19 protein-coding genes are annotated in these 13,726 nt (G+C 69.3%); 10 read left to right on the forward strand and 9 right to left on the reverse strand.

Translation table 11 applies throughout. From position 1 onward, the window contains the following. Positions 1 to 4: 4 nt before the first annotated feature. Together DEU37_RS12020 and DEU37_RS12025 are read left to right on the forward strand one after the other, a co-directional pair. Positions 5 to 667, forward strand: coding sequence for a helix-turn-helix domain-containing protein (locus DEU37_RS12020; protein ID WP_121190891.1), 663 nt, complete (start codon positions 5 to 7; stop codon positions 665 to 667). Positions 668 to 787: 120 nt separating this feature from the next. Then, the gene (locus DEU37_RS12025) at positions 788 to 1,117 is read left to right on the forward strand and encodes a hypothetical protein (protein WP_121190892.1); all 330 of its coding nucleotides are present in this window, start codon (positions 788 to 790) and stop codon (positions 1,115 to 1,117) included. A 79-nt stretch (positions 1,118 to 1,196) separates the two neighbouring features. On the opposite strand, the gene DEU37_RS12035 is transcribed toward DEU37_RS12025, so the two are convergent. The 5 genes from DEU37_RS12035 to DEU37_RS12055 all read right to left on the reverse strand — a co-directional run bounded on the left by DEU37_RS12035 (position 1,197) and on the right by DEU37_RS12055 (position 5,410). Continuing rightward, on the reverse strand, positions 1,197 to 2,072 hold the full coding sequence (locus DEU37_RS12035) for a GNAT family N-acetyltransferase (protein ID WP_121190893.1): 876 nt from the start codon (positions 2,070 to 2,072) through the stop codon (positions 1,197 to 1,199). A 36-nt stretch (positions 2,073 to 2,108) separates the two neighbouring features. Further along, positions 2,109 to 3,002 carry a lipase/acyltransferase domain-containing protein gene (locus DEU37_RS12040; protein ID WP_121190894.1) on the reverse strand — a complete coding sequence of 298 codons (894 nt, stop codon included), beginning with the start codon at positions 3,000 to 3,002 and terminating at the stop codon, positions 2,109 to 2,111. Between the two features lie 98 nt (positions 3,003 to 3,100). After that, on the reverse strand, positions 3,101 to 4,105 hold the full coding sequence (locus DEU37_RS12045; RefSeq protein ID WP_121190895.1) for a TerC/Alx family metal homeostasis membrane protein: 1,005 nt from the start codon (positions 4,103 to 4,105) through the stop codon (positions 3,101 to 3,103). Between the two features lie 214 nt (positions 4,106 to 4,319). After that, the gene (locus DEU37_RS12050) at positions 4,320 to 4,472 is read right to left on the reverse strand and encodes a DUF2277 domain-containing protein (RefSeq protein WP_121190896.1); all 153 of its coding nucleotides are present in this window, start codon (positions 4,470 to 4,472) and stop codon (positions 4,320 to 4,322) included. Between the two features lie 65 nt (positions 4,473 to 4,537). Further along, positions 4,538 to 5,410, reverse strand: coding sequence for an NAD-dependent epimerase/dehydratase family protein (locus DEU37_RS12055; protein WP_121190897.1), 873 nt, complete (start codon positions 5,408 to 5,410; stop codon positions 4,538 to 4,540). Between the two features lie 152 nt (positions 5,411 to 5,562). Here DEU37_RS12055 and DEU37_RS12060 point away from each other — a divergent pair, with 152 nt between their 5' ends. The 5 genes from DEU37_RS12060 to DEU37_RS12080 all read left to right on the forward strand — a co-directional run bounded on the left by DEU37_RS12060 (position 5,563) and on the right by DEU37_RS12080 (position 8,962). After that, positions 5,563 to 6,819 (forward strand): NAD(P)/FAD-dependent oxidoreductase, encoded by a 1,257-nt coding sequence (locus DEU37_RS12060; protein WP_121190898.1) that lies wholly within the window; start codon positions 5,563 to 5,565, stop codon positions 6,817 to 6,819. Beyond that, positions 6,819 to 7,130 (forward strand): hypothetical protein, encoded by a 312-nt coding sequence (locus DEU37_RS12065; protein WP_121190899.1) that lies wholly within the window; start codon positions 6,819 to 6,821, stop codon positions 7,128 to 7,130. Before DEU37_RS12060 ends, DEU37_RS12065 begins: the two co-directional genes overlap by 1 nt. Positions 7,131 to 7,353: 223 nt before the next feature. Beyond that, on the forward strand, positions 7,354 to 8,325 hold the full coding sequence (locus DEU37_RS12070; protein WP_121190900.1) for a hypothetical protein: 972 nt from the start codon (positions 7,354 to 7,356) through the stop codon (positions 8,323 to 8,325). Next, positions 8,322 to 8,549, forward strand: a complete 228-nt coding sequence (locus DEU37_RS12075) for a hypothetical protein (protein WP_121190901.1) — start codon at positions 8,322 to 8,324, stop codon at positions 8,547 to 8,549. Before DEU37_RS12070 ends, DEU37_RS12075 begins: the two co-directional genes overlap by 4 nt. Before the next feature lie 56 nt (positions 8,550 to 8,605). After that, positions 8,606 to 8,962 (forward strand): DUF6264 family protein, encoded by a 357-nt coding sequence (locus DEU37_RS12080; protein ID WP_121190902.1) that lies wholly within the window; start codon positions 8,606 to 8,608, stop codon positions 8,960 to 8,962. Positions 8,963 to 9,025: 63 nt separating this feature from the next. Here the strand turns inward: DEU37_RS12080 and DEU37_RS12085 are convergent, their stop codons facing one another. After that, positions 9,026 to 9,586 (reverse strand): ABATE domain-containing protein, encoded by a 561-nt coding sequence (locus DEU37_RS12085; protein WP_121190903.1) that lies wholly within the window; start codon positions 9,584 to 9,586, stop codon positions 9,026 to 9,028. 121 nt (positions 9,587 to 9,707) lie between these two features. Between DEU37_RS12085 and DEU37_RS12090 the strand changes: the two genes are divergently transcribed. Continuing rightward, positions 9,708 to 10,637, forward strand: a complete 930-nt coding sequence (locus DEU37_RS12090) for an NAD(P)-dependent oxidoreductase (protein ID WP_396652200.1) — start codon at positions 9,708 to 9,710, stop codon at positions 10,635 to 10,637. A gap of 37 nt (positions 10,638 to 10,674) precedes the next feature. On the opposite strand, the gene DEU37_RS12095 is transcribed toward DEU37_RS12090, so the two are convergent. The 3 genes from DEU37_RS12095 to DEU37_RS12105 are packed head-to-tail and all read right to left on the reverse strand — an operon-like array spanning position 10,675 to position 12,538. Next, on the reverse strand, positions 10,675 to 11,466 hold the full coding sequence (locus tag DEU37_RS12095; protein WP_121190905.1) for a MerR family transcriptional regulator: 792 nt from the start codon (positions 11,464 to 11,466) through the stop codon (positions 10,675 to 10,677). After that, entirely contained in the window at positions 11,459 to 11,971 is a 513-nt protein-coding gene (locus DEU37_RS12100) for a VOC family protein (RefSeq protein WP_121190906.1), read from the reverse strand. Before DEU37_RS12100 ends, DEU37_RS12095 begins: the two co-directional genes overlap by 8 nt. Before the next feature lie 33 nt (positions 11,972 to 12,004). After that, positions 12,005 to 12,538, reverse strand: a complete 534-nt coding sequence (locus tag DEU37_RS12105; protein ID WP_121190907.1) for a putative immunity protein — start codon at positions 12,536 to 12,538, stop codon at positions 12,005 to 12,007. Positions 12,539 to 12,608: 70 nt separating this feature from the next. On the opposite strand from DEU37_RS12105, the gene DEU37_RS12110 reads away from it, so the two are divergent. Beyond that, positions 12,609 to 13,010 carry a DoxX family protein gene (locus DEU37_RS12110; protein ID WP_121190908.1) on the forward strand — a complete coding sequence of 134 codons (402 nt, stop codon included), beginning with the start codon at positions 12,609 to 12,611 and terminating at the stop codon, positions 13,008 to 13,010. A gap of 40 nt (positions 13,011 to 13,050) precedes the next feature. Beyond that, on the forward strand, positions 13,051 to 13,455 hold the full coding sequence (locus DEU37_RS12115; protein ID WP_259457277.1) for a DUF6264 family protein: 405 nt from the start codon (positions 13,051 to 13,053) through the stop codon (positions 13,453 to 13,455). The last annotated feature ends 271 nt before the right edge of the window (positions 13,456 to 13,726 follow it).

The raw sequence follows: 13,726 nt of genomic DNA on the forward strand, positions 1-13,726 counted from the left end.
GCTAATGTCGGACCTTCATCGGCGATCGGAAGCATTCGCCGCTCTCGCCGACCCGAGTCGACTGCGAGTGGTCGACCTTCTGACCGTCGGCGACCTCTCGCCCGGCGAGATCTCGTCGAGGTTGGGAATGGCCTCGAATCTGGTCGCCTTCCACGTGCGCGTCCTCGAGGAGCGCGGCATCGTCCAGCGGATACGCTCGGAGGGGGATAGGCGGCGCGCGTACCTGCGGTTCGTTCCCGAGGTGTTCGAGTCCATGCAGCCGGCGCCGGTCCGCGTCTCGGGGAGAGTCATCTTCGTCTGCACGGCCAACTCCGCACGCTCTCAGCTCGCCGAGGCGCTGTGGCCATTGGTCAGCGATGTGCCCGCCATCTCCGCGGGCACGGACCCAGGACCCGCGGTCAACAAGGCCGCGGTCTCCGCGGCACGCCGCCACGGTTTCGCGCTTTCCCCCGGGGCCCACCCGAAGAGCCTGGACGCGGTCTACGAGAACGGCGACTTTCTCATCAGCGTCTGTGACCGCGCTCATGAGCGACTAGCCGGTCGCGACGACGCACACTGGTCGATCCCGGACCCGGCTCTGGTAGCCACGACGGCGGCATTCGATCGAACCGTCGGTGAGCTCCGCGGCCGCCTGGCACGTTTCGCCCCCCGAGTGACGGCATCGTGAGAGACGACGCCATCGACACGCGATCCGACTATTTGCTCAAAAATGATTGAGCGAATATCATGGTCTCTTCGGGTGCCGTCCTCCCCCAATATGCGACGCGCCCGACTCGCCTCACCGCGCATGCCCCCCAGAATGCGCGGTGAGGCAATTCTCCTCGGCCTGCTGTACGCGGCGGGGGCGGCCTGCATCGTGGTGGGCGCCGCCCTCGTATCCGGGATGGGCGGCGAGTTGCCCGTCTACGGCCCGACCGACCAGGAACGAGCACGATGGGCGTGGGGTAACGCGCTCCCCGTGATCGGCGCCGTGCTGACGATCAGTGGCGGCGGGCTCCTCGTGGTGTTCCGCGGGCGTCTGGGACTCACGCTGAGGGCGGCTGCCGGGGCCGCGCTGGCAGCGCTGATCCTGGTGGGACTGCTCTACGTGTTCACCTGGGGCCTCTTCAAGGCGTGAGGTGAGTTCGGCAGGCCCCTTTCGTGGGCTGTGCGGATGCCGGATGGATGGACGACGAGTCGCGAGAGGCGCTTGCGCGTTAGTGAGCGGATGCCGGTGGCACGACCGTGCCCTGGTGGAAGCGCAGCCGTGGCGAGGTGCCGGCGACGTCCCACAGCGATGAATGCCGACTGACCCGCGACGGCGTGGTGAGGCGATAGGTGACCAGCACCAGCCCGGGCGACGGCCGCCGGAACTCCCACGCGTCGGTCTGCGGCGTGACGCGAAGCTGCGCACTCTCTTCGGCGAGCGCCGCGACGATCTGCTCGCGCGTCCACAGCATGCCGGAGCGGCCGATCTCGACGAACGCAGGGTGCAGCAGGTCGTCGACCCGCGCGGTGTCGCGGCGCACGTCAGCATCGAGCAGCGCCGTCTCGGCATCCTTCACCGCGGCCCACTGCCGCACGTCGCCGTGCCGCACCATCCGCACGATGTGGATCGGATGCCCGGCCATGACCTGATCACGTTCGATGCCGTCGCGGACGAAGCCGTTGCGCCGGTAGAACGCCTCGGCTCGAGGATTGTCGTCCATCATCCAGAGGTACGCGTCACCGGCCCCGATCGCCGCGTCCAGCAGCAGCTGCCCGGCGCCGGTGGCGTGGTGCTCCGCCAGCACGTAGATGCCTTCCAGCTCCCGCGAGGTCGGGTGATCATGGTCGCGCCCCTCGCCGGCTGTGGCCCAGCCGACGATGCGACCGTCGACCTCGGCGACGGCGACGTCGGTGCCGTCGCCGACGATGATCGATGCCCACCGCTCGACGCGCGGCTCGACCCGCAGCCCCGCAAGCGTCTCCGCCGGAAGCTGTCGTACGTACGCCTCGCGCCAGGCCTGGACATGAACCTCGGCAATGCCCCGGGCGTCGTGGACGGATGCCGGGCGCACGCGCACCTCCGAAGATGCCGGGCTCGTGGTCACTCGCTCATGCTCGCAGACGGATGCCGGTCGTGCGGCTCAGGCGGTGAGGGCCGCATCGACGATCTCGAACACGGCGGGATCCCACGTGAGAGCCCGTTCCCACGGCAGGTCGAGGCCGTTCGCGAAGAAGATGCTGTGCACGTCGCCGGCGACGGTGTGACGCTCCACCCGGGGAAGAACAGCCGCGGGCACATCGGTGGCGAGCGCACTGCGGAGCGACACCAGGCCGTCGTGCGGCCAGAGCCGATCCGGCTCACTGTGCGCGGCGAAGTGCGCGCCGCCGATCACCGTGACAGGCACGTCATCGAGCACGCCCGTCTGCGTCGCATTCCATTCGCTGAGGTAGCGAGCCGAAACCTCGGCGGCGGCACCCTGCGAGTTCTCCGCGGCGTACGCCGGCGACGCCCCGAGGATGCGGAGGGTGGCCGCGTCGCCCTGGGCGTCGTCGGCCGTGACCTCTCCGGTGAGCACGTCGCCGAGCAGAGCCCCGTGCCACGGCGTACCGAGGGTGATCAGGCGGGAGACGGCCGGAGTATCGGAGCCGAGTTCACGCAGGGCGGCCCGGCAGAACAGCCCGCCCATCGAATGCGCGACGAGCGAGACGGACGTCGCGCCGTGGTCGACGGCCAGCCACCGCAGAAAGGCGGCCAGCTTGCGTCCGGCGGCGTCGATGTCGCCCACGGCGTTGATCGTGACCGCGGCGGGCAGCACCTCGGGAACGTCGGCGAAGCCTTGCCACCCCGTGTCTTCGGACACCTCGCCATCACCGATGCGCGCCGGGGCGGTGAACACCGCGGCATGACGCTCGAGCAGGTGCGCCCGCAGAGCCGTGAGCGTGTTGCCGGCCGCGAGGCCCTGCCCGGCGGCACTGTCGGCGCTGGTGTAGGGCGTGACCGCAGCGGCGCCAGAGACGAGTACTACAGCATCCACGTCGACATCCCCTCCTGAACGCTCACCAGCCTAGAGCCGGACGGGCGGACGCGCCCCCGCGGCCTGCCGCGCGTGCGATCAGGGCGCGACGGCGCCCCTCAACGGGAGTCGTGGCGCGCGACGGGCAGGGCGTCGCCCCGGGCATCCTTCCGCGTCTTCAGGAGGCTCGCGATCGTCGCGACGGCGACGGTGGCCGCGATGAACAGCAGCGACAGCCAGATGGGGATCTCGGGAATGAACGTCACATGCTCGCCGCCGTTGATGAACGGGAGCTCGTTCTTGTGGAGCGCGTGGATGAGCAGCTTCACGCCGATGAACGCGAGGATCACGGCGAGTCCCTGGGCAAGGTACACGAGGCGCTCGAGCAGACCGCCGATGAGGAAGTAGAGCTGGCGCAGACCCATCAGTGCGAAGGCGTTCGCCGTGAAGACGAGGTAGGCCTCCTCGGTGAGCCCGTAGATCGCGGGAATCGAGTCGACGGCGAAGACGAGGTCGATGAAGCCGATCGCGACGATGACGAGGAGCATGGGGGTGACGAAGCGGCGACCGTCCTTCTTCACCGTGAGCCGGTCGCCGTCGTACTCGTCGCTGACCGGCAGCACGCGGCGCACGAGGCGCATGAACCAGCCGTCGGCGGGGTTGGACTCGCCGTGCGCGAACGCCTGTCGGTACGCGAGGAACAGCAGCAGGGCGCCGAAGAGGTAGAACACCCAGGAGAAGTTCTCGATCAGTGCCGCCCCGACCGCGATGAACGCACCGCGCATGATCAGCGCGATGACGATGCCGATCATCAGCACCTTCTGCTGGTACATCTTCGGCACTGCGAAGCCCGTCATCACGATGAGGAAGACGAACAGGTTGTCGATCGACAGCGCCTTCTCGGTGAGGTAGCCGGCGAAGTACTCGCCGCCGTACCTCCAGCCGGACACCATGCCGACGCCGACGCCGAACAGCACCGCGAGGCCGATGTAGAACGCCGACCAGCGCGCGGATTCACCGACGGTCGGCTCGTGGGGCTTGCGCACGTGCGCGAAGAACTCCCACACGAAGAAGGCGATGGTGACGGCGATCGTGATGATCCACACGAGCGGGGTGATGTTCACAGGGGTCTCCCGAAGAATGGCGTGACGAGGTCGACGCCAGAGTCTCCCCCATCCCTCACGGGACCGGTCGGCCCGGGCCGCGATGCGACCGTATTGACGAGCCGTCCGTGTCGGAGTACTCCCCCTGGACTGCTGCCACAGTAGGGCAGCACGGCGACGTGAAGCTGAGAAGTCGCCGGATGGCGACGGATGCCGCGCCGGTGCGGCATCCGCGTCACGACGCTGTGCGGATGCGCACTTCGCGCTCCATCCGCTTCTCGTGCGTCGAGCCGCTCACTTTGCGGACGAACTGCAGGGCCGCTTCGCGGACTTCGTCGTCGGTGGTGGGAGGTTCGAAGTTGTGGAGCACCCGGATGTTTCGGCACATGCGGCGAGCGTAGACCGGAGCGCTCCGCGGCGACAGAGGTGCGGCGCCGACCGCGAGTGACCTGATCAGCCCTGCGCGGCCGAGCCGTACGCGCCCGCGCGGATCTCCTCGAGCAGCGAGGGGCGGGTCGGCGTCCAGCCGAGCGCGCGCGCTTTCGCACCGCTTCCCTGCTGGTCGAGCATGAGGGCGTCGGCGAACGGTGCGCCCAGACGTGCACGCGATGCCTCGACACCCTCCGGAACGACCGGACCGCCGGCGACCGCTTCGCCGAGCTCGGTGACCGTCGCGTTGTGACCGCTGAGGCCGAGCACCCGTCCGACCGGCTCGGGGCTCTCGATCACCCGCACGTACAGCTCGGCGAGGTCGTCGACGTGCACGGTCGCCCAGTGCGGGGTGCCGTCGCCGATGACGGTGAGGCGACCCTCGGCGTCGCGCGGAGCGGAGCCCAGCATGGCGGGGATGCCGGCACCGTGACCGTGGACGATCCCGGGTTCGACGATCGTGAGCGCGAGATCGGCGGCGGCGAGCCGGGACTCCACTCCCTCACGCCAGGCGACGATCGCCGGCGGGTTGAACGGGGTCTGCTCGGTGAGGTCGTCGGACGGGCCGTGGATCCACAGGCCGCCGGTGTGGATGTAGGGCTTGCCGGTGCCGCTGAACGCCGCGATGACGGCTTCGGCGACCGCAGCGTCGAACTGCGGCGCGGTGCCGTCACTCGGTGCGGCGGTGTGGATCGCGGCATCCACTCCCTCGAGGAGCGGAGTGAACCAAGCGGCGTCGGTGATGTCGCCGACGACGGCGGTCGCACCGGTCGCCGTGGCCTTCTGCGCGGCGTGTGCACTGCGCACCGGCGCGACGACGTCGTGACCGTGGGCGCGCAGAACGTCGAGGACGGACGAGCCGATGTAGCCGGTGGCGCCGGTGAGGAGGATCTTCATTCCGTCATCGTAGGCACGCCGCCGGGGGGCGAGGGCGGTCTCGGAAAGCTCGTCAACCCCGAGATCGGATGCCGCGCCCTCCGTATGCTGGCCGCAGGCGACGGCGCGACGGGGGACCCCGGATGCGTCCGACGACGAGAGGCGGAGCGGCGATGCACGACGTGGTGGTGATCGGGGCGGGACTTGCCGGCCTGCGGTGCGCTGCGGTGCTGGCGGAGCGCGGTCTCGAGATCGTCGTGCTCGAGGCGGCGGACGCGGTCGGCGGACGCCAGCGCACCGACATCGTCGACGGCTTCCGCCTCGATCGGGGCTTCCAGGTGCTGAACCCCGCCTACCCCGCGCTCCGGCGCAGTGTCGATCTCGATGCCCTCGCGCTGCGATCGTTCCCGGTGGGCGTGCAGGTGCGCACCGATCGCGGGGTGGCCGCGCTGCGGCATCCGCTGCGCCATCCGTCGTCGATCGCGCGCACGCTCGGCAGCGGGCTGGTGAGCGCCGCGGATGCCGTGGCGTTCGCGCACTGGCTCGCACCGGCGTTCACGCGGCGACTGTCAGACCGCGCGCGCGATGACCGCCCGCTGCGCGTGGCGTGGGATGCCGCGGGCCTGCGCGGACCGCTGCGCTCAGCCGTGCTCGAGCCGTTCCTCGCCGGTGTCGTCGCCGAGGCCGAGGGGGTGACCTCGAACGCATTCGTGCAGGAGTTGGTGCGGTACTTCGCGCTGGGGCGGCCGGGGCTTCCCGCGCAGGGCATCGCGGCGGTGCCGGCGCAGCTGGCCGCGCGGGCGCGTGCCGCGGGAGCGGAGATCCGGCTCGGGGCGCGGGCGGAGCGCGTGGAGAGGGACGGCCCGATCGTCGAGGTCGGTGTCGCGGGTGGCGAGGCCCTTCGCGCCGGGCGGGTCGTGGTGGCTGTCGGGCCGGAGGCGGTGGCAGAGCTGACGCCGGTGCCGCGACCGGCGACCAACGGACTGCAGACGTGGTGGTTCGCGGCGACGCACGCGCCCTCGGCATCCGCTCTGCTGCGCGTGGACGGACGCGGCGGCGGCCGCCGCGGACCGGTCGTGAACACGGCAGTGATCTCCCACACCGCGCCGTCGTACGCACCGGCGGGCCGTCACCTGATCGAGGCGACCTGCCTGCTGCCGCGGGGCGTTGCGACCGCCAGCGAGGACGAGGTGCGTCGGCACCTCACCGAGCTCTGGGATGCCGAGGTCACGGACTGGCAGCTGCAGCGCCGCGACGACATCCCCGATGCGCTGCCCACACAGCCGTCGCCGCTGCGCGCACCCCGCCAGCCGCGCGTGGCTGACCGGGTGTACGTCGCGGGCGACCACCGCGATGCGGCGTCGATCCAGGGTGCGCTGGCGTCGGGCGAGCGCGCCGCTCGCGCGGTGCTCGTGGACGCGGGGGTGTGATGGGCGCCGCGGAGCCGCTGCGGTCGGCGGGGCTCATCGTGCTGCAGGTGATCGTCTCGTTCATCGCGTACGGGATGGTGGTGATGCAGACGTTGAGCATCGACGGCTGCGGATACCGATGCGATTTCACTCTCGTGACCGTGGCGTCTCGCGCGGCGCTGGTCGTGTCTGTCGTCGCGGCGCTGGTGAGTGTGGTGATCGTGGTGGCGCGCGGCATCCGCCCGAGCTGGTGGGCGCCTGTCGGCGGGATCGTGCTGGTGGTCGTGACCACAGTCATCGCGATGTACGCGATTCGCGTCGCGACGCAGTAACGAGCGCACCCAGCCGCGATCCCGGATGCGTCGGGCATGTCATCGACGGGCATGCCCTCGCGGAGAGCTAGACACGTGTGGAATCCGCCCGAGGCGGACGAACGACACACGCCGGGATGCCCAATTCGGTGAGCCACCTCCGACCGGCGGGCTCGACCGGAGGAAGGCGAAGTATCTGAAAGTCGGAGGTGCGGGGCACTGCTGACTCGATAGCGTCCGAAACATGAAGAAACTGGAAATCGGCGTTCTTGCCTCCGTCGTGTCGCTGGTCGTGATTGGCCTCGCCGCGCCCGCACATGCAGATGACAGCGCTTCTACGCCAGACGAGGTGGCGGCTGTGGTGGCGGACGCTGCCCCGACTAGCCTCGGTACCGCCGACACGACGCGCGCTGACAAAGCCGCCGTCTCGTCTTTGCAGAACGGTGCGAACGTGACCCTTTCTGACGCCCCGGTGGACGGTGTGAGCGTCACATCCGCAGACGGGCACGAGCTTCTGAAGGTCGATCTGCCCGGCGCGCAGAATCTCTCTGAAGGACAGATCGCAAACGATGGATCTGTCACGTACGCGGGCGATGCGCACACTCCCGCAGTGAACGTCCTCGCCGCTGACAACAAGCTCCGCGTGAGCGTTGTGATCGACAGCTCGGCACAGCCCACACGCTACGACTACGACCTTGGCGCTGGGGTGACGGTCGAGCTCAAGCCTGATGGGGGCGCGACCGCGTATGTGCAGGACACGGTCACGAACCCAAAGGACGGATCAGAAACGCAAGTCGACCGCATCGTTGGGGACGTGCAAGCGCCCTGGGCCGTGGACGCGACAGGAGCAGCGGTCCCCACGCACTACGAAGTTTCCGGGAGCACTCTGACCCAGGTCGTCGAGCATGGGCGTGCGGGAACGCACTATCCCGTTGTCGCGGACCCCACATTCGACCAACCGAACTGGTTCCAGCACCGAGTTCGTTTCAACCGCGCCGAGACCTCGACTATCGCCTCAGGAGGCGCGGGAATTCTTGCGTCCGTCGGATGTGGCGCGATGACCGCGGTCTGCGTGCTCGCCGGTAGCGTCATCTGGTGGAACGCCAGCGTTGCCGACAAGTCCGGCCAGTGCGTGCAGCTCACAGCGACATCGACCTACACGGTGGCCGGCATGATCTGGTGGGTGGATCAGTACAGCGGAGGGCCCTGCCGATGATTGAAGCAACCGACAGCAAAGCGCCGCACAGCACCGGATGGTTCCGCACCATCACCAAGCCCGGGCTGAATCTGTTCGCGACCGCGGTCGTCGCGTGTCTCATCATCATCGGGGTCGCCCTCAGCATCGCGGTGCCTCCCGCAGCCGGCGCAATTACGGTCGGAATCGCCCTGCCGAGCATCGCCTGGTGGTACTGGATGATGCGCGAATCGGGATCGAACTAGCCTCGTTCGGAGGCGTGCTGGCGCGGAGGTAAGAGGCCTGTGGGACACTCGCCCTCATGACGACTCAGCACGCCACCGGCACGTCCGGCGGTCGCATCGCCGATGTGATCGTCTCCGTCACCCTGATGCTCGTGGGCATCGTCGGGTTCGCCGTGCTCGCATTCGCGTCACTGTTCCTGGTGATGGCGGCGGACTCCTGCACCAGCGGCACCTGCAATACGGCCCTTCTGTCCGTCGCGTGGATGATCGCGATGGGTGGACCTCCCCTCGTCTTCGGCGCCGCAATCGTGTGGACGATCATCCGCCTCGCCCGCCGGAAGATCTCCTGGTGGATGCCGCTTGCCGGCGCCGCCGCCGGCATCCTCGTCTGGGTCATCGCCGTGAGCATCATGCAGACCAGCGTCGGACGCTGATGCCCCACGGGCGGCGATTGCTCGCTCACGCTTGAGCCGTTCGTCGCGAGCGCGGGTGGGGAATCAGCTCTTCGCTCGCAGGCGGTCCTTCTTGTTCTTGTTGCCGCAGGTGTTCATGGAGCACCATCGGCGAGCGCCGGCGCGACTGGTGTCGACAAACAAGCCCGCGCAGTCGGGTCCTTCGCACGTTTTGATCCGTTGACGGGTGGGGGAGCCGAGGACCTCGATCGCGTTGCGGGCGAGCACGGCGAGCGCCGCACCGACGGGATCCTCACTGCCCAGGCTCCAGCGCATGCCGTCGGCATCGAGGACAGGACTCGGCGTGCCCGCGGCTGCCGCACTGTTCACACGATCGAGATCGAGCTGAGCCGGCGGTTGCCCGTCGGCGAGTGTGGCACCCAGCCGGTAGATCGCCTCTCGCAGCTGGCGCGCCTGGTCCAGCTGGTCGGAGGTGGGGATCACGCCGGGGTCGAGATCGTTCGCAGCGAGCCACTGTCGCAGCTTCACGGGGTCGTCGAGACGTTCGAGGGGATCGCCGGTGCGATGGCTGACCGTCGCGGTGTACCGGAAGGCGAGCGTCTCGTTGTCCAGCCGGAAGAGGGCCTGCGGGTGACTCGTCTCCACGGGTGCTCTCGCTTTCGTCGCAGCGCCTGAATTCACCGAGGCGGGTGAGCCGGTTCGACAGCAGTCTAGTCGCGATTCTAAGATCGGAACCAGTTCAACCGGTTCGCACGGAGAAGGTCGGATGCCGAGTCCACCACTCTCGCCCCTCGTCTCCACTACGAGGCGGTCCCCGAAAAGAAGGAGTCATCGCATGAGCGACATCAGCGTCATCGGCCTGGGCGCAATGGGGACTCCCATCGCGCGCAACCTTCTCGACGCGGGGTACCGCGTCACCGTCTGGAACCGTTCCCCCGAACCCGCGCGCTGGCTCGCCACACGCGGCGCGCGTGTCGCGCCTCGAGTGGAGGATACCCTCCAGTCCCCCGTCGTCATCTCGATGCTCTCGAACGACGAGGCCGTCACCGAGGTCCTGCTGGACTCGGGGGTGCTGCGGTACGCCGCTGCCGGAACGGTCCACGTCAACATGGCAACGATCAGCACGGCACTCGCCGCGCGGGCAGCCGGGATCCACGCGGACCATGGACTCAGCTACGTGGCGGCGCCGGTGTTCGGCAGAGTCCCCGTCGCAGAAGCGGGCGCGCTGAACATCCTCGCGGCGGGCAAGGGAGCACATATTGCTGCTGCGCAACCGTTCTTCGATGTCATCGGCAGCCGAACATGGGTCATCGGACAGGAGCCGGCCCAAGCCAACGCGATCAAGGTGATGGGCAACTACCTCGTCGCCAGTGCGATCCAGTCTCTCGGTGAGACGATCGCCGTCTCCGAACGCGCCGGCATCGACCCGGCCCCCGTCGTCGAACTCCTCACGAGCACATTGTTTCCCGGGCCGGTGTACTCCGCCTACGGAGACCTCATCGCCGAGCGTCGCTATCGGCCCGCGGGATTCACCACGGTGCTCGGACGCAAGGATCTGCACCTCGCCCTGGACGCGGCCGCGAACGTGGGAGCATCGCTCCCGTTCGGAGAGGTTCTCCGCGACGTCCTCGACGAGGCCATTTCACAAGGCCGCTCCCTGGACGATTGGGCATGCATCGCGGAGCTTCGCCGGTAGCTGGTCGCTGGGCCGTCGGCGCACCCTTTCAGAGCTCTCACTCCCACGTGGCGGTGTCGGGGTCGATGCCCGCGGCGCGCGCACTCTCGTCGATCGCCCGGCTCAGCCACACGGCAAGCCCCGGCCGCACGGCGTCGTAGTGCGCCGAGAAACGCGGGTCGGCGACGTACATCCGCCCGAGGCACACCTGCATCTGCCGGGTGATCGGGAAGAACTGCGACAACAGGGTGCGGTGTCGCTCGACGAGGCCGTTCGACACGGCATCCCCCGGCGTCGCTCCGTCGTCGACCGCGGCACCGAGCTCCGCCTCGAACGCGGCCATCGCCTCGGTCACCGCCGCCCAGTCGCCGGCCGAGCGCGCCGCCGCACGCTCGGCGTACTGCTGCCACTGCGTCGACTGCCCGTAAGCGTCGCGTGCCTGCGCGGGCCAGTCGGTGTTCCAGTCGGCGCCGAAGATCTCGCGCTGCTCGTCGTCGGAGAGCAGGATGCCGCGCTCCTGCGCCTCGATCATGCGCGCGAGGTCGTCATCGAGGTCGTTCAGCTGGGCGATCCGCTGCGCGAGCTGCGCCCGCTGCACCCGCAGTTGGTCGGCGACATCGCCCCCCGGCTCATCGAGGATGGCCCGGATCGCGTCGAGGTCGAGCCCGAGCTCGCGGTACACGATGATGCGCCGGAGGCGTTCGAGGTCGGCATCCGTGTACAGCCGGTAGCCGGCGCGCGAGCGTGCGGCGGGGCTCGCGAGGCCGATCTCGTCCCAATGGTGGAGCGTCCGCACGGTGAGGCCGAGGCGCGCGGCCGTCTCGCCCACGGGCAGACCGTCGTCAGACATGGGACTCATTGTCGTCGGCGCCGATGCCGACCGCGCGGAGGGTGCGGCCCTCGACGCTGTCGGGGTCGAACACCTTGGCCGCGGTGAAGATCACGCGGGTGTTCTCGGGGGTGATGACCTCGATGTCGCGGGTGTTCCACATCGTGTCACGCGGTTGGGCGTCGACGCCGCAGGCGCGGAGGGCCTCGGCGATCGGATCGATCTGGTCGAGCACGCACGCGAAGCTCACGCTCGCGGCCGGGGCGGTATCGGCAGGCGCACCGGCGACGAGGAGCACGTCCTGGAACGCCCAGCGGCGCAGGTGCGACATCTGCCCCGGAATGCCGAACAGCTCGAAGAAGCCCAGGCCGCGGGTCCAGAAGCCGATGGATGCCGCGAGATCCGCCGTCGGAATCGTCACGAACATGGGCATGCCGTAGATGCCGCGAAACAGAGGCGGGGCGACGGCGTCGGGTCCCGGGGCAGGGACGGGGCTGATGTCGAAAGCGTCGGGAAGGTCGGTCATGAGACCACGATCGAGCCTGACGTCGCGTGAGGGTCAAGCCCGGGATGCGATCCGTGTCTGCAGCGTGCGGATGGTCAATCCCAGGATGCCGCGGGCCAGCAATCCGCCGGCGACGAACGGACCCGCGGCATCCTCGCCGACCGGTGGAAGCTGACGGAGGGCGGCGCGGACCGCCGGTGTCATCTGCTCGACTTGCCACTCGATCTCGGCATCCACGTCGTCGGGCCGGGCGGTGCTGACGGCCTTCACGGCGTAGGCGGCGGCGCCCAGGGCGTGCGCGCCCATGTGCGCGACGCCCGAGGCCTGCGCCGCCGACCGGGCCGCCGCGATCGCGGCGGGTGAGGTGACCGAGGCGGCGGCGCGGCCCGCGACGAACCGGCGGCGGATCTCGCCCGCCGAGTCGAGCTCGCCTCGGGCGTAGGCGCGGGCTCTCGCGATGGCGTCACGCGGGCGATCGTCGTCGGGAGCCTCGCGTTCGAAGAGAGGGAGCACGCGTTCGGCGCAGTCCGCGGCCCACGCGGCGACGAGGCGCCGGTCGGGCTCGCTCAGGGATTGCGGGGAGAGCATCTGCCCATGCTGTCACCGGAGGTGTTCGCGTGGCGGCCCCGGGCGGCGGCGCGCCGGGGAGAATGGCGGGATGACCCGTCGCGCGAAGAAGCCCGCCGCCACCGTTCCCTGGATCGTGATGGTGCCGTTCGCGGTGTCGGGCATCATCCACCTCCTGCGACCCGGCGTGTTCACACCGATCATCCCGCGCGCGCTGCGCCGGTGGGACCGGCCGCTCGTGATCGCGTCGGGAATCGCGGAGCTAGCGTGCGCGGTGGGGTTGGTTGTGCCCTCGACCCGGGCCGCCGCCGGGCGAGCGAGCGCGGTAGTGCTGGCCGGCGTCTGGCCCGCGAACATGCAGATGAGCATCGACCTCGGCCGCCGGGCCGCGCGCCGGCGCACGCCGAAGGCATGGGCCGCGTTCGCCGTGTCGCTGGCGCGGCTGCCGCTTCAGGTCACGTTGATCCGTCGGGCGCTGCGCGCCTCACGCTGATCCGCCGATCCGGCGGCGAGGAGGATGCGATACTTCCCCCATGTCGACACCGCCGCCCGACTCTTCTTCGTCTGTGACTCCGGGTTCTCAGACACTCGGCCCGAACGCATCTGGGTCCGGTGGCCGCGTCGCTGACGTGATCGTCTCCGTGATCCTCATGGTCGCCGGCATCCTCGGCTTCGCGGTGCTCGCGTTCATGTCGCTCTTCCTCGTCATGATGTCGGACGGGTGCTTCGGCGACCGGTGCAACACCGGCCTCATGTCCGCCGGCTGGCTGATCGCCCTCGCTGCGCCTCCCATTGTCTTCATCGCGGCGGTGGTGTGGACGATCATCCGCCTCGCCCGCCGCAAGGTCGCCTGGTGGGTTCCGCTCGCGGGGGCGGCCCTCTCGGCTGTGGTTTGGTTCGTCGGGGTCGGCATCATGGACGCGAGCCTCGGCCGCTGACGACCGGCCGTCGGCAACCTCGGAAAACTTGAGGGCTAATGGTAGCGAGACGCGCTGGCGAGAGTCCCTCCTCAATCGGAAACGGCGGAAGGTGCCGATCGATTGGTTCAGGTGCCGACTCATCGTGGCCTGTCACACAATCAGGGCCAGACTTTGCGACCTAATATCTAGGCAACGGGAGCCTGACCCGGTTTTCCGGACACCAACTTTGAGGCGATGATCGTCTCGGAAGGAGTCCGTGAGATGCCTGCTGCCCACCCGCCGGAGTTCC

Source organism: Microbacterium sp. AG790 (assembly GCF_003634765.1).
Classification (GTDB): Bacteria; Actinomycetota; Actinomycetes; order Actinomycetales; family Microbacteriaceae; genus Microbacterium.

Bases quoted from the DNA above. Each gene is read 5' to 3' on its own strand.
- DEU37_RS12025 (WP_121190892.1), top strand. From the start codon at position 788: ATGCCCCCCAGAATGCGCGGTGAGGCAATTCTCCTCGGCCTGCTGTAC.
- DEU37_RS12055 (WP_121190897.1), bottom strand. From the start codon at position 5,410: ATGAAGATCCTCCTCACCGGCGCCACCGGCTACATCGGCTCGTCCGTC.
- DEU37_RS12110 (WP_121190908.1), top strand. From the start codon at position 12,609: ATGACCCGTCGCGCGAAGAAGCCCGCCGCCACCGTTCCCTGGATCGTG.
- DEU37_RS12075 (WP_121190901.1), top strand. From the start codon at position 8,322: ATGATTGAAGCAACCGACAGCAAAGCGCCGCACAGCACCGGATGGTTC.
- DEU37_RS12060 (WP_121190898.1), top strand. From the start codon at position 5,563: ATGCACGACGTGGTGGTGATCGGGGCGGGACTTGCCGGCCTGCGGTGC.
- DEU37_RS12115 (WP_259457277.1), top strand. From the start codon at position 13,051: ATGTCGACACCGCCGCCCGACTCTTCTTCGTCTGTGACTCCGGGTTCT.
- DEU37_RS12095 (WP_121190905.1), bottom strand. From the start codon at position 11,466: ATGTCTGACGACGGTCTGCCCGTGGGCGAGACGGCCGCGCGCCTCGGC.
- DEU37_RS12065 (WP_121190899.1), top strand. From the start codon at position 6,819: ATGGGCGCCGCGGAGCCGCTGCGGTCGGCGGGGCTCATCGTGCTGCAG.
- DEU37_RS12100 (WP_121190906.1), bottom strand. From the start codon at position 11,971: ATGACCGACCTTCCCGACGCTTTCGACATCAGCCCCGTCCCTGCCCCG.
- DEU37_RS12050 (WP_121190896.1), bottom strand. From the start codon at position 4,472: ATGTGCCGAAACATCCGGGTGCTCCACAACTTCGAACCTCCCACCACC.
- DEU37_RS12020 (WP_121190891.1), top strand. From the start codon at position 5: ATGTCGGACCTTCATCGGCGATCGGAAGCATTCGCCGCTCTCGCCGAC.
- DEU37_RS12070 (WP_121190900.1), top strand. From the start codon at position 7,354: ATGAAGAAACTGGAAATCGGCGTTCTTGCCTCCGTCGTGTCGCTGGTC.
- DEU37_RS12105 (WP_121190907.1), bottom strand. From the start codon at position 12,538: ATGCTCTCCCCGCAATCCCTGAGCGAGCCCGACCGGCGCCTCGTCGCC.
- DEU37_RS12090 (WP_396652200.1), top strand. From the start codon at position 9,708: ATGCCGAGTCCACCACTCTCGCCCCTCGTCTCCACTACGAGGCGGTCC.
- DEU37_RS12080 (WP_121190902.1), top strand. From the start codon at position 8,606: ATGACGACTCAGCACGCCACCGGCACGTCCGGCGGTCGCATCGCCGAT.